The sequence below is a fragment of the Lutibacter litoralis genome, assembly GCF_014646675.1.
Lineage (GTDB): Bacteria > Bacteroidota > Bacteroidia > Flavobacteriales > Flavobacteriaceae > Lutibacter > Lutibacter litoralis.
The window spans coordinates 1-15,001 of the sequence record NZ_BMNS01000004.1; the positions used below are offsets into that span (position 1 = coordinate 1).

General features: G+C 30.3%; 13 protein-coding genes. 7 read left to right on the plus strand and 6 right to left on the minus strand.

Features of this window, described 5'->3' with window-relative positions:
• Positions 1–344: 344 nt before the first annotated feature.
• From thrS to rplT, 4 genes are all read left to right on the plus strand, one after another.
• A complete protein-coding gene (thrS, locus tag IEW75_RS06790) occupies positions 345–2,285 on the plus strand; it encodes a threonine--tRNA ligase (protein WP_134248855.1) in 1,941 nt (646 codons plus the stop codon).
• A 66-nt stretch (positions 2,286–2,351) separates the two neighbouring features.
• Entirely contained in the window at positions 2,352–2,867 is a 516-nt protein-coding gene (infC, locus tag IEW75_RS06795) for a translation initiation factor IF-3 (RefSeq protein WP_262711447.1), read from the plus strand.
• A gap of 79 nt (positions 2,868–2,946) precedes the next feature.
• The gene (gene rpmI, locus IEW75_RS06800) at positions 2,947–3,144 is read left to right on the plus strand and encodes a 50S ribosomal protein L35 (protein WP_134248853.1); all 198 of its coding nucleotides are present in this window, start codon (positions 2,947–2,949) and stop codon (positions 3,142–3,144) included.
• Positions 3,145–3,239: 95 nt separating this feature from the next.
• Positions 3,240–3,584, plus strand: a complete 345-nt coding sequence (rplT, locus tag IEW75_RS06805; protein ID WP_134248852.1) for a 50S ribosomal protein L20 — start codon at positions 3,240–3,242, stop codon at positions 3,582–3,584.
• A gap of 76 nt (positions 3,585–3,660) precedes the next feature.
• On the opposite strand, the gene IEW75_RS06810 is transcribed toward rplT, so the two are convergent.
• Together IEW75_RS06810 and prfA are read right to left on the minus strand one after the other, a co-directional pair.
• Positions 3,661–5,292, minus strand: a complete 1,632-nt coding sequence (locus tag IEW75_RS06810; RefSeq protein WP_134248851.1) for an ABC-F family ATP-binding cassette domain-containing protein — start codon at positions 5,290–5,292, stop codon at positions 3,661–3,663.
• Positions 5,293–5,422: 130 nt separating this feature from the next.
• The gene (gene prfA / locus IEW75_RS06815) at positions 5,423–6,499 is read right to left on the minus strand and encodes a peptide chain release factor 1 (RefSeq protein WP_134248850.1); all 1,077 of its coding nucleotides are present in this window, start codon (positions 6,497–6,499) and stop codon (positions 5,423–5,425) included.
• Positions 6,500–6,591: 92 nt separating this feature from the next.
• Between prfA and IEW75_RS06820 the strand changes: the two genes are divergently transcribed.
• The gene (locus tag IEW75_RS06820; RefSeq protein ID WP_134248849.1) at positions 6,592–6,897 is read left to right on the plus strand and encodes a hypothetical protein; all 306 of its coding nucleotides are present in this window, start codon (positions 6,592–6,594) and stop codon (positions 6,895–6,897) included.
• A complete protein-coding gene (locus IEW75_RS06825; protein ID WP_134248848.1) occupies positions 6,885–7,538 on the plus strand; it encodes an ATP-binding cassette domain-containing protein in 654 nt (217 codons plus the stop codon). Before IEW75_RS06820 ends, IEW75_RS06825 begins: the two co-directional genes overlap by 13 nt.
• Here the strand turns inward: IEW75_RS06825 and IEW75_RS06830 are convergent.
• The 3 genes from IEW75_RS06830 to IEW75_RS06840 all read right to left on the minus strand — a co-directional run bounded on the left by IEW75_RS06830 (position 7,528) and on the right by IEW75_RS06840 (position 12,342).
• Complete coding sequence (locus tag IEW75_RS06830; RefSeq protein ID WP_134248866.1) at positions 7,528–8,706, minus strand: AIR synthase related protein; 1,179 nt, start codon at positions 8,704–8,706, stop codon at positions 7,528–7,530. The two genes, IEW75_RS06825 and IEW75_RS06830, sit on opposite strands and share 11 nt — an antisense overlap.
• 170 nt (positions 8,707–8,876) lie before the next feature.
• Positions 8,877–9,923, minus strand: a complete 1,047-nt coding sequence (locus IEW75_RS06835) for a leucine-rich repeat domain-containing protein (RefSeq protein WP_134248847.1) — start codon at positions 9,921–9,923, stop codon at positions 8,877–8,879.
• 232 nt (positions 9,924–10,155) lie between these two features.
• Positions 10,156–12,342: a glutamine synthetase III family protein gene (locus IEW75_RS06840; protein ID WP_134248846.1), complete on the minus strand. Its 2,187-nt coding sequence runs from the start codon at positions 12,340–12,342 to the stop codon at positions 10,156–10,158.
• A 201-nt stretch (positions 12,343–12,543) separates the two neighbouring features.
• Between IEW75_RS06840 and IEW75_RS06845 the strand changes: the two genes are divergently transcribed.
• Positions 12,544–13,554: a glutamine synthetase beta-grasp domain-containing protein gene (locus IEW75_RS06845; protein ID WP_134248845.1), complete on the plus strand. Its 1,011-nt coding sequence runs from the start codon at positions 12,544–12,546 to the stop codon at positions 13,552–13,554.
• Between the two features lie 78 nt (positions 13,555–13,632).
• Here IEW75_RS06845 and IEW75_RS06850 read toward each other — a convergent pair.
• The coding region (locus tag IEW75_RS06850) for a S46 family peptidase (RefSeq protein WP_188704008.1) at positions 13,633–15,001 on the minus strand (1,369 nt) is incomplete at its 5' end.

The window sequence follows — 15,001 nt, forward strand, 5'->3', positions numbered from 1 at the left end:
TTTTAAGCCTCTTTTGCAATAAATTCAAGAACGTTACTAACTAATTAATTACCCCGTTAGCGGATGCAAATGTAACACCTTTTTCAATTCTCACAACCTTTTTTTTGCTTTTTTTAAAACAAATTGAGACCTCTAGATTTACCAATCTGTTATTGTGCGAATTACAATCTAAATAAAATTTAAAAATCATTAAAGAATAAGTATTTATATGTATATCTATGAAATTAGTTTACCCTATTTATTATTATACACATTTAATTTATACTAAAACCTTATATTAAGGTCCGAAAAGGTATTGCCCAATTGAGAGTTTTCTAATATCTTTGCATCCTCAATAAAAAAATATGATTAAAATAACTTTGCCAGACGGTACAATTAAGGATTTTAGGAAAGATAGTACTCCAATGGATGTTGCAAAAAGCATTAGCGAAGGGTTTGCCCGAAATGTTATTTCAGCTCAATTCAATACCAATACTATTGAAACCGATACACCACTTACAGAAAATGGATCTCTAGTTCTATATACATTTAATGATAAAGACGGTAAAAAAGCATTTTGGCATTCATCTGCACATGTTATGGCCCAGGCTATTCAACATTTGTACCCTAATATTAAGTTGACTATTGGTCCTGCCATTGAAAATGGTTTTTATTATGATATTGATTTTGGCAACAATGTAGTTTCTGAAAAAGATTTCCCGACAATTGAAAAGAAATTTTTAGAGCTAGCAAGAGGAAAGCACGAATTTAAAATGCGTGAAGTTAGTAAGGCAGATGCCTTAGCTAAATATCATAAAGAAGGAAATCAATATAAAGTTGAGTTAATTGAAAACTTAACAGATGGAGATATTACATTTTGTGATCATTCAGATTTTACGGATTTATGCCGCGGTGGCCATATTCCTAACACAGGAATAATTAAAGCTGTTAAAATTATGAGTGCCGCAGGTGCATATTGGAGAGGTGATGAAAAGAACAACCAACTTACACGTATATATGGAGTTTCTTTTCCTAAACAAAAAATGCTTACCGAGTATTTAGAGCTATTAGAAGAAGCTAAACAACGTGACCACAGAAAGCTTGGAAAAGAATTAGAATTATTTGCTTTTTCTGCAAAAGTAGGACAAGGTTTACCTCTTTGGTTACCAAAAGGAACTGCTTTGCGCGATAGATTAGAACAGTTTTTAAAAGCTGCTCAGAAAAAAGCTGGTTATGAAATGGTAATTACACCGCATATCGGTCAAAAAGAATTATATGTAACTTCGGGACATTATGCAAAATATGGTGAAGATAGTTTTCAACCTATAAGTACTCCAAAAGAAGGGGAAGAATTCTTATTAAAACCAATGAATTGTCCACACCATTGTGAAATTTATAATCATAAGCCTTATTCATATAAGGAATTGCCAAAACGTTTTGCCGAATTTGGAACGGTTTATAGATATGAACAAAGTGGTGAGTTACACGGTTTAACTCGCGTGAGAGGTTTTACCCAAGACGATGCGCATATTTTCTGTACACCTGATCAATTAGATAAAGAATTTAAAGATGTTATTGATTTAGTATTGTACGTATTTAAATCATTAAGTTTTGAAAACTTTACGGTTCAGGTATCATTAAGAGACAAAGAAAATAAAGAAAAGTACATAGGTAGTGATGAAAATTGGGAAAAAGCAGAAAATGCCATTATAAATGCAACTAAAGAAAAGGGTCTAGATTATGTTATAGAATATGGTGAGGCAGCATTTTATGGTCCTAAGTTAGACTTTATGGTGAAGGACGCTTTAGGAAGAAGTTGGCAATTAGGTACTATACAGGTTGATTATAATTTACCTGAACGATTTGACTTAAATTACAAAGGATCTGACAACAAACTGCACAGACCAGTTATGATTCATAGAGCGCCTTTTGGGTCTATGGAACGATTTATAGCTGTTTTATTAGAGCATACTGCAGGTAAATTCCCTCTTTGGCTAACTCCAGAACAGGTTATTATACTCCCAATCAGTGAGAAATATCAAAAATATGCTGAAAAAGTTTTAAGTTTGCTAGAAAATTCCGAAATTCGCGCACTTATAGATGATAGAAACGAAAAGACCGGAAGAAAAATTAGAGATGCTGAATTAAATAAAATTCCATTTATGATTATTGTAGGTGAACAGGAAGAGAATGATGGCACGGTTTCTGTACGAAAACAAGGAGAAGGAGATATTGGAACATTATCAAATAACGAATTTATTTCGTTTATGAAAAAAGAAATTAATAATACAATAGAACAATTTTAGTTTAATTTAAATTTTACAGTTATAGCAATTAAAAGAAGATCAGGGGGAAGAAAACCTTGGAGAATAATTAAGGAAGATCAACATAGGATTAATGAGAAAATCACGTATGTTGACGAAGTGCGTTTAGTAGGTGATAACGTTGAAATTGGTGTATATCCAATTTCAAAAGCAAAAGCGTTAGCTAGAGAACAAGAGTTAGATTTGGTAGAAATATCGCCTAAAGCTGTGCCTCCCGTATGTAAAATTATAGATTATAAAAAATTTCTATACGAACAAAAGAAACGAGAAAAAGCACAAAAGTCTAAAGCTACTAAAGTAGTTGTAAAAGAAATTAGATTTGGACCTAATACAGATGAGCATGATTTTGAATTTAAAAAGAAACATGCCATTAAATTTTTACAAGACGGAGCTAAATTAAAAACATTTGTGTTTTTTAAAGGAAGATCTATAATTTATAAAGATCAAGGCCATATATTACTTTTAAGACTGGCAACAGAATTGGAAGAATATGGAAAAGTAGAGCAAATGCCTAAATTAGAAGGTAAACGTATGATTATGTACATTGCTCCTAAAAAGAAATAATACACTTAAAAAGTAACTATTAACAGTATAGTTATTTCTGAAGAAAAAATATTAAGCAAGATAAAAAAGTAGAAGAAAGATGCCTAAAATGAAAACAAAATCTAGTGCTAAGAAGCGTTTTAAGCTTACTGGTTCTGGAAAAATTAAAAGAAAACACGCTTTTAAAAGTCACATTTTGACTAAAAAAAGTAAAAAACGTAAATTAAAGTTAACTCATGATGGTTTAGTACATAAATCAGATGAAGCTAACATTTTACAACAGTTAACTTTAAAATAATAAAGTTACAGGGAATTTAATTATTAACCTTGGAGTAGTGCAAATACAAGTATAAATTAATTTTTATCGCCTACTACAAAAAACAAATTGAAATTATGCCAAGATCAGTAAATTCAGTTGCTTCAAGAGCTAAAAGAAAAAAGATATTGAAGCAAGCAAAAGGTTACTTTGGACGTAGAAAAAACGTTTATACAGTAGCAAAAAATGCGGTTGAAAAAGGAATGTTATATTCTTATAGAGACCGTAAAAATAAAAAGAGAACTTTCCGTGCTTTATGGATTCAACGTATTAACGCTGGAGCTCGTCAGTATGGAATGTCTTACTCTCAGTTTATGGGAAAAGTAAAAGCTAATAATATTGAATTGAACCGAAAGGTACTTGCAGATTTAGCGATGAACAACCCAGAAGCTTTTAAGGCAGTTGTAGACCAAGTAAAATAGATTTTTAATTTCTTGCTTATATATAAAAACCCAATCGAAAGATTGGGTTTTTTATTTTATCTAATTTTCCTTTTAATTATTTTTCAATTTCTCTTAAGCTTTCCATTTTCTTTAGCGCCATAAAATTGGTAATATTTTCAAAGTGTTCCTTAACACGCCTGTGTCCAAATTCAAAGACTTTTTCTGCCAAGCCATCTAAAAAATCACGATCGTGAGAAACCAATATTAAAGTACCATCAAAATCTTTTAAAGCACTTTTAATAATATCTTTAGTTCTCATGTCTAAATGATTAGTTGGTTCATCTAAAATTAAAACATTTACAGGTTCTAACAAGAGTTTTACCATTGCTAAACGCGTTTTTTCACCACCTGAAAGTACTTTTACTTTTTTTGTGGTATCATCACCAGAAAACATAAAAGCACCTAACAAGTTTTTTATTTGAGTTCTAATATCGCCTACTGCAATATGATCAATAGTTTCAAAAACCGTTAACTCTTCATTTAATAATGATGCTTGATTCTGTGCAAAATACCCTATTTTAACATTATGACCAACTTCTAACTTTCCTTCAAAATCAATTTCATTCATAATGGCTTTTATCATGGTTGATTTCCCTTCTCCATTTTTTCCTACAAATGCTACCTTTTGTCCACGCTCAATTACTAAATCTGCATTTTTAAAAACCACATGTTCCCCATAACTTTTTGATAAATCATTCACTACAATTGGATATTGTCCACTTCTTGGTGAGGGCGGAAATTTTAAACGCAAAGCAGATGTATCAACCTCATCTACTTCAACCAATTGTAATTTTTCCAACATTCTAACTCGAGATTGCACTTGATTTGTTTTGGAATATGTTCCTTTAAAACGCTCAATAAAGTCCATATTATCAGCTATCATTTTTTGTTGCTCATCATACGCTTTTTGTTGGTGTACTCTTCTATCTTTTCTTAATTCTAAATAATGAGAATAATTTGCTTTATAATCGTAAATTCTCCCCATTGTTACTTCAATAGTTCTATTGGTAATGTTGTCAACAAACGCCCTGTCATGAGATATTACAATGACTGCTTTAGCTGAATTAATTAAAAAATCTTCTAACCATTGTACACTTTCAATATCTATATGATTTGTTGGTTCATCTAATAAAATTAAATCTGGTTTTTGTAATAAGATTTTAGCTAACTCAATACGCATTCTCCATCCACCAGAAAATTCTAAAGTAGGTCTATTAAAATCGTTACGCTCAAAACCCAATCCTTTTAACACCTTTTCAACCTCAGCTTCGTAATTAACCTCTTCTACTGCATAATACTTTTCACTTAGTTCTGATACGCGCTCAATTAAGTTCATATACGCATCGCTTTCATAATCAGTTCTAACTGTTAGTTCTTTATTAATAGCATCTATTTCAACTTTTATTTTAGTGATTTCTGCAAATGCCTTAGAAGTTTCCTCAAAAACAGTTGTATTGTCTGTTGCTAACAAATGTTGTGGTAAATAAGCAATAATATCTTCCTTAGGAGCTGTTATATTACCAGAAGTTGGTTTAGTAGCGCCAGCAATAATTTTTAACAATGTTGATTTTCCTGCACCATTTTTACCCATTAAGGCAATTTTATCATTTTCGTTTATTGCAAATGAGACATTACTAAATAAGGTAGTGCCACTAAATTGAACTGAAACGTCATTAACTGTTATCATGTATCTTATCTATTTTTGGAAGTGGCAAATATACATGGTTTGATTAACTTATTTATTATGAATAATTTTGATTTTAAAACAAAAAAAGCAAGAATTTACATTCTTGCTTTTTAAAATATTTAAATAAAAATTAAAGCACCTCTCCTAGTTCTTTTAATTTTTCTGTGTTTTCTGCTAGTTTTAATTCATCAACAATTTTATGAATATCTCCATTAATTACATTTGATAAATCATATAACGTTAATCCAATTCTATGTTCAGTAACACGTCCTTGAGGGTAATTATAAGTTCTAATTTTTGCAGAACGATCTCCACTAGCAACTAATGAGTTTCTTTTAGCAGAATCTGCAGCTAATTTTTTCTCTAATTCTTGCTCATATAAACGAGAACGCAATACTTTCATTGCTTTCTCCTTATTTTTATGTTGCGATTTTTGATCTTGACATTGTGCAACCAATCCAGTTGGAACGTGTGTTAAACGCACTGCTGAGTAGGTTGTATTTACAGATTGCCCACCAGGACCTGATGAACAAAAGTAATCAACACGAATATCACTAGGTTTTAATTCTACATCAAACTCTTCAGCTTCTGGTAATACCATTACTGTTGCTGCAGAAGTATGCACACGCCCTTGTGTTTCTGTTTGAGGAACACGTTGTACGCGATGAACACCCGATTCAAATTTCATATCACCGTAAACATCTTCACCAGAAACACTAAAAATAATTTCTTTAAAGCCTCCAGATGTTCCTTCACTAATATCTTCAACTTCTGTTTTCCATCCTTTATCTGAGCAATATTTTGTATACATTCTATACAAATCACCAGCAAAAATACTAGCTTCATCTCCACCTGTACCCGCTCTAATTTCAACAATTACATTTTTAGCGTCATCTGGATCTTTTGGAATTAACATAAACTTAATATCATCTTCAAGTTTTGGTAATTGTGCTGTTGCCTCATCCAATTCCATTTTTGCCATTTCTGTCATTTCAGCATCGGAACCATCTGCTATAATTTCTTTAGCTTCTTCAATATTTTTCAACAACCCCTTATATTGATCAGCAATTTTCATTACTGCACTTAAATCCTTATATTCTTTGTTAATTTGGATATAGCGTTTTTGGTCTGACATAATATCTGGCTGGATAATTAAATCAGAAACCTCATCAAAACGTTGTTTTACTATTTGTAACTTATCTAACATTTATATTTTAATTGGATTGCAAATTTACAATAATTTCTTGAGAATTATCAATTCATTATTTGTTACCTTTATCAAAAGAAACTTATTTTTTTATGAAAAAGATACATTTATTTTCAAAATATTATCAATCGATAGCTGTAATTCCAATTATTGCAACATTATTTTTTAGTATTCAAATTAAAAACTTAGGAATTAGTTTTATAATTATTGCATTATTTACAAAGTTATTTATACTACTTGTAATATGGTTTATGCAATGGCTCAATAACAGAAAAAAGGAAAATTTGTATTTTTATTTTAATAATGGGATTTCACAAATTGAGTTGTATACTGTAACTTACTTAATAGATATTTGTATTCTATTTATAATAACATTTATTGTTTTATGGGTATTTTAGAAATTGATAGTATAGAAATGTCTTTTAATAATAAATCCATTTTAAATGGAATTTATTTAAAAGCAGAAACTGGGAATATAACTGGAATTTTAGGAAGTAATGGCTGCGGAAAAAGTACGCTTCTTCGTATTATTTTTGGAGAATTACAACCTTCTATTAAATCTTTGAGAATAAATAACAAGCGGTTTTCAAAACCTTTTTTAAAATCAAATGATATAAAGTACTTACCGCAGTTTCATTTCATGCCAAAATCAATGACTGTTCAAAAGGCTTTTCAGTATTTTAAGGTAGCAATTGATAGTTTCAATATTATTTTTCCTGAATTATCAATATTAAAAGATCAAAAATTTAAAACACTTTCCGGTGGAGAAAAAAGAATTATTGAAACTTATTTGATATTAAAATCACCCTCTAAATTTGTATTACTTGATGAACCTTTTTCTCATATTGCTCCAATTTACATTAAGCGTATTAAAGACTTAATATATGAAGAAAAACAGTGGAAAGCAATTGTTCTAACTGACCATCTGTACAAACATATTGTTGGTATTTCAGATAATCTATATATTTTAAAAGATGGTTGGTCTAAAGAAATTAAAAGCTTAAATCAGCTAGAATTCTATAAATATGCTAATATTTAAAAATACCAAACTCACTTTTAATTGTCAACTTTTTTGTTTCCGAAGCTTCAACTTTTCCAATAATTTTAGCATCAACATTAAAACTTTTAGAAATTTCAATAATATCTTTAGCTGTTTCAGCTGAAACATAAATTTCCATTCTGTGACCACAATTAAAAACCTGGTACATTTCTTTCCAGTCGGTTTTACTTTGATCTTGAATTAATTTAAATAAAGGCGGAACTTTAAATAAGTTATCTTTTATTATATGCAAATTCTCTACAAAATGAAGAATTTTTGTTTGTGCTCCTCCACTGCAATGAACCATTCCGTGAATTTCTTTTGAAGTAAATTTCTCTAAAATTTCTTTAATAATTGGCGCATAAGTTCTTGTAGGTGACAGTACTAATTTACCGGCATCAATTGGTGAATTTTCAACTTTATCAGTTAATTTCATAGCTCCAGAATACACTAATTCACTTGGCACAGCAGCATCAAAACTTTCAGGATATTTTTCAGCTAAATATTTGCTAAAAACATCGTGACGTGCAGATGTTAATCCATTGGATCCCATTCCACCATTATATTCATTTTCATAAGTTGCTTGTCCAAAAGATTCTAAACCAACAATAACATCTCCTGGTTTTATATTGGCATTATCAATAACATCATTTCTTTTCATTCTAGCGGTAACTGTAGAATCTACAATTATGGTACGCACCAAATCTCCAACATCGGCAGTTTCCCCACCTGTTGAATGAATTTCAACTCCAAAACTTTTTAAATCTTGTAATAATTCTTCTGTTCCATTAATTATTTCTGAAATAACTTCACCAGGTATTAGATTTTTATTTCTACCAATAGTTGATGATAACATAATATTGTCTACTGCTCCTATACAAAGTAAATCATCAATATTCATAATTAGAGCATCTTGGGCAATGCCTTTCCATACTGAAATATCTCCAGTTTCTTTCCAATACATATATGCTAAAGACGATTTTGTTCCAGCTCCATCTGCGTGCATTATTAAACAATAATCATTGTCTCCAGTTAAATAATCTGGCACAATCTTACAGAAAGCTTTTGGAAACAATCCTTTATCTACGTTTTTTATGGCATTATGAACATCTTCTTTAGATGCTGAAACTCCTCTTTGACTGTATCTTTTACTAACTTCTGAGCTCATTGTTACTTTGTTAAATTGTTTTGCAAAAGTAATTTTTCTTTTTGAATTATTAAAGCATAAAAAAACCGAATGTGGTATATTCGGTTTTTTCATGTTTCAGTATTAGATTTTTTTATCTGAATCTGATAATCCCAATATTGAAATGCCCTTTTAAACAGACTTAATGCAAATTACTCATTACAATTTATTGAATATGTAAAGTTAGGACCTCCTTCATCATCATGACCTTCGCCTCCTTCGTCATCATGCCCTCCATTTTGGCCACCATTACCATTTTGGCCACTACTACCATGATCATCACCACTATCATGTCCATCAGGTTCTTCTCCACTGCCATGGTCATCACCACTATCATGTCCATCAGGTTCTTCTCCACTGCCATGGTCATCACCACCATGACTTCCTGGCCAACCACTTGGAGGATTATCTAACTGTTCTTGATTCACCTGAATACATGTAATATTGTTATTATTGCATCTAAAAAATAGCAAAGAATTATTATTGCTTAAATCCAAACTTTCTAATTTGTTTGCATTACATAATAAGCGTTCTAAAGCAGAATTTTCACTTAAATCTAAACTTGTAAGCACATTATGATTAAGATATAATTGGATTAACATCTTATTATTACTTAAATCGATACTTTCCAATTGGTTATGATTAGCGAATAACTCTTCCAATAAGGTGTTTTTTCTCAAATCTAAACTTTCTAACTTATTATGATTGGAATGCAACACTTTCAAGTCTTTATTTTTTCTTACGTCCAAAATTTCAAGTTTATTTTTATTACAACTCAATTTTTCTAATGCTTTATTTTTACCCAAATCTAGTATTTTGAGATTATTATCGCTACAATTTAATTTAGTTAAATTAACAAAATACTCTATTCCAGCTAAGTTTGAAATACCTGATGATCTCACATCCAAATCGGTTATGCTTAAAACAGTTTCTTTTAAAATTTCACCATCAACAGGTCCAACGTCCCAACCTTTCTCTATTAATGCTAATTCAAAATTTTCATCAAGAATTTGATACATTTTATCATTTTTTGAACTAAGCTCTGATTTTTTTAGACTGAGTTCTGATGAAACTTTCAACATCTCTTCTTGAGGTATTAGGAACTCTTCTTTTTCACAACTAAATAAAAAGAATATACACCCGCCTATTAATGTTAATAAATATAATTTTGACCTTTTAATTTTCACAGTACTTTTCATAATAAATAATTTTCAATTAATACTCCTTTCTTAAAAAAATAAAATCTATGGAATTGATAAAGAAAGTTATAGTTATTTATATATTTATAATATGACATTCGTCAAATTATAAATTGATTTAAATCATTTATAAGTATTAATTTTTCAATTAATTGGTTAAGAAATTAAGTAATAATTATTTTAATTAATTAAAATAAAAAATCCTGCAAATTGCAGGATTTTAGTTTAAAATTTATCTAATAAACATGAGCTCTCTATATTTTGTTAATGGCCAAATTTCATCATCTACCATTAGTTCTAATTTATCGCAATGGTATCTAATTTCTTCAAAAAATGGTTTTATTGTATTGCAATATTCATATGCTTTTTTAACAGGATCATTTATTGCATTTGCTTTTTTACGTTCCGCAATCATTGCATCTACTTTTGCATGAATTACTTCTATATGTGATGATATTTTTTGAATCAATAAAATTTGTTCTGATGCGTACTTTTCAAAATCTTTACCAAATATTTCTTTTAAACCAGAAACATTTTTAATTAACATGTTTTGATAACGAACCGCAGTTGGTATAATATGATTCCCTGCAATATCTCCAATAACACGAGATTCTATCTGAATGCGTAAGGTATAATCTTCTATTTCAATTTCGTAACGAGCTTCTATTTCAACTTTACTCATTACATTCATTTCTTCAAATAAATCAATTGTTTTTTTTGAAATTTTAACTTTTAAAGCCTCTGGAGTAGTTTTATTATTACTTAAGCCTCTTTTTTTTGCTTCTTTTTCCCAAGCGGCACCATAACCGTTTCCTTCAAATAAAATATTTTTTAAAGATTTTATATATTCTCTCAATACATTAAAAATAGCTTCATCTTTTTTTAACCCCTTTTCTTCAATTAGTTTATCTACTTCTATTTTAAAGTTTTTTAACTGCTTTGCAACAATTGTATTTAAAACGGTCATTGGGTTTGCAGAGTTTGCTAAAGAACCCACTGCCCTAAACTCAAACTTATTTCCTGTAAATGCAAATGGAGAAGTTCTATTTCTATCGGTATTATCTAACAAAACATCCGGAATTTTACCAATAACATTTAGTTTTAGGTCCGTTTTTTCTTCAGGAGACAACTTCCCATTAGTTACTCCCTCTAACTCCTCTAAAACTTTTGTAAGTTGTTGCCCAATAAAAATTGACATAATTGCTGGTGGTGCTTCATTAGCTCCAAGTCTATGATCATTACTTGCAGATGCGATAGATGCTCTTAACAATTCTTCATTATTATAAACTGCTTTTATAGTATTAATAAAAAAAGTTAAAAACTGAAGATTACTCATTGGAGTTTGACCTGGTGAGAGTAAATTAACACCTGCATCATTAGATAAAGACCAATTATTATGTTTTCCAGAACCATTTACACCAGCAAAAGGTTTTTCATGTAATAGCACTTTAAAATCGTGTCTATTTGCAACACGTCCCATAATATCCATTAATAAAGAATTATGATCTACGGCTAAATTTGCCTCTTCATAAATTGGAGCTAATTCAAATTGATTTGGAGCAACTTCATTATGACGTGTTTTAACAGGAATACCTAAATACATGCATTCTGTTTCTAAATCGCGAATATAATTTAAAGCTCTACTAGGAATTGACCCAAAATAATGATCATCTAATTGTTGTCCTTTTGCTGGAGAATGTCCTAATAACGTTCTACCAGTTAATGTAATATCTGGTCTGCTTCCCGCCAATGCTTTATCAACTAAAAAGTACTCTTGTTCCCAACCTAATGAAGATGTCACTTTTTTAACATTTTTATCAAAATATTTACAAACAGCAGTTGCTGCAGTATCAACCGCATTTAAAGCTCTTAATAAAGGCGTTTTATAGTCCAACGCTTCTCCTGTATATGAAATAAATATTGTTGGAATACATAAAGTAGTACCATAAATAAATGCTGGTGATGTAGGATCCCAAGCCGTATAACCTCTTGCTTCAAAAGTATTTCTAATTCCTCCATTTGGAAAACTTGAAGCATCTGGTTCTTGTTGAACTAATTGACTTCCTCCAAACTTTTCAATTGCCATTCCATTCCCAATTGTTTCAAAAAAAGCATCGTGTTTTTCTGCAGTTGCACCTGTTAAAGGCTGAAACCAATGTGTATAATGTGTCACTCCTTTTGATAAAGCCCAATCTTTCATAGAAGAAGCAACTTGATTTGCAATTTTTCTATCAATCTTTTTTCCATGTTGAATTGCATTCATAACACCTTTAAATGCATCACTTGTTAAATATTGACGCATTGAATATTCATTAAAAACATTTGCTCCAAATATTTCTGAACGCCTTTTATCCTCTACAACTTCAACAGGCTTTCTATTTTGCGCAAGTTGAACCGCCTTAAATCTTAATGTTGACATTTTTTATAAATTTAATTTTATACGAATATATAAATTATTATTGATATTTTTAATAAATATTTATTTACCCCTAAAAAAAATAGGGCATCTGCAAAAATAATCTATTTTACTTATTTTTTACCCCTAAAATTTTTATCATAAAATATAAATATATAAGTTTGCAGGGAATTATTTAATATTTAAAATTATAATTTAACTTATATGAGCAAAACAAAATTAGAGTACATTTGGTTAGATGGTCATCAACCAACTCAAGAATTAAGAAGTAAAACTAAAATAGAAGATGATTTTAGTGGTAAATTAGAAGATTGTGATATTTGGTCTTTTGATGGGTCGTCTACAGAACAAGCGGAAGGTGGTTCATCAGACGTTTTACTAAAACCAGTTGCTATTTATCCAGATCCTGCAAGGCGCAATGGATTCTTGGTAATGTGTGAAGTTTTAAATCCAGATGGTACACCTCACGTTTCAAATCATCGTGCAACAATTGATGATGATAATGACGATTTCTGGTTTGGTTTTGAGCAAGAATATTTCTTAATGGACTCAAAAACTGACTTACCTTTAGGATTTCCACGTGGTGGTTTCCCTGGTCCACAAGGTAAATACTACTGTTCAGTTGGAGGTAGATATACTTGGGGTAGAGATTTTGTTGAAGAACATGCAGACTTATGTATTGATGCTGGACTAAACTTTGAAGGTATTAATCAAGAAGTTGCTCCTGGTCAATGGGAATTTCAATGTTTTGCAAAAAGTGCCAAGACTGCAGGTGACGAAATTTGGATAGCACGATACTTATTAAACAGATTGTCTGAAAAATATAATTATTATATAGAATTACACCCAAAACCTGTAAAGGGTGACTGGAATGGTTCTGGTATGCACGCAAACTTTTCTAATACTATATTAAGAACTTGCGGATCTAAAGAAACTTATGAAAAAATTTGTGAAGCCTTTAGACCTGTAACCGATGATCATATTGGTGTTTATGGAGCTTATAACGACGAACGTTTAACTGGATTGCATGAAACTGCACACGTTTCTGACTTTTCATATGGAGTTTCAGATAGAGGTGCATCTATTCGTATTCCAATTATTACTGTTGAGAAAGGATGGAAAGGATGGTTAGAAGATAGAAGACCTGCTTCTAACGCAGATCCTTACAAAGTAGCTTCAATAATTATTAAAACTGTAAAAGGAGCTAAATTATAAATTCACTTAGTTTTTTATCTATAAAAAAAGGCTGTTTAAAATTTTAAACAGCCTTTTTTATTATATTGTATTAAATCGTTATTTCTTAGGATGCACAATTGTCATCTCTTCAATTAAGTTTTTCGCACCTGCATATTTATCAATTATAAATAATACGTAACGAATATCTACCATAATACTTCTTACAATATCGGCATCAAAATAAAGATCACTCATTGTTCCTTCCCAAGTAGTATCAAACGCTAAACCTATTAGATTTCCGTTAGCATCAACAACTGGACTTCCAGAGTTCCCACCTGTCATATGATTTGTTGATAAAATATTTACAGGCATTTTACCATTTTCGCCATATTGACCATAATCTTTGGAGTTATACAAGTCTTGTAATTTTTGAGGAACATCAAACTCGTAATCACCAGGAACGTATTTTTCCATTACACCTTTTAAGAAAGTTTGCGTAGTGTAGTAAACTCCATCTTTTGGTTCGTAGCCCTGAACCAATCCGTAATTTACTCTTAACGTACTATTTGCATCTGGGTAAAAACGTTCGTTTGGAAATACATCCATCAATGCTTTCATATATTGTTTTTGTACCGCTTCAATTTCTAAATTTAATTGTTGAAATTTAGGTTCTATTTTAGTATAAAAAATAGTATGTAATTCCTTTCCAAATTGGTATGCTTTATCTGCATTTAATCTTTTAATAACTTCTTCGGCAGATCCTGTTAGTAATTCAGTAGCGCTTTCTAATGAAGTCAATTTAGAAGTAGCATATATTTCATTTGCTAATTCTGTAAAGTTTACACCTACCATATTTGATGGTAAATATTCTTTTGGAGATTTATCTGCGTACAATTGCACCAACTTTTCAAAGACAGGTTTATCAACCTCGGCACTGTAATTTTTAAATTTTCCTTCTAAACTATTTAAAACAGCATCTCTCCTATTTACAAAAGCTGCTTCTCCTCCTCTTAAAAATATTTGTTCTAACTGGTATGCGTTAAAAGTAATACCTAATAATTCTACATTTCTGTAAGCAATTTCAATCCAATAATCACGTGCCAACGAAACACTTTCGATTTCTTTATATAATTTTTCAAAGTCAGATAATAAGGTTTTATAACCAACTAAATCTTTTGCTTCAACAATTTTTGAAAACTCTTTTTCTAATTCTTGCTTTTTGGCTATTGCATTTGTTTGCTTAATTCCTTGACTTTCACCAATCCATTTTTTCCAATAGTTTGCAATTGATGCAAATTTAGAAGCATACTTTATTTTTATTGCATCATCTTTTCTCATATAAGAATCAACAATTTTTAAAGCATTTTCTCTTATTTCAATTTTAGCAGGATTTAAAACGTTTACAATTTGATCTACACCAACTGCAGGTAAATATTCGTTTGTTCTTCCTGGAAAACCAAAAACCAACGTAAAATCATTTTCTTCA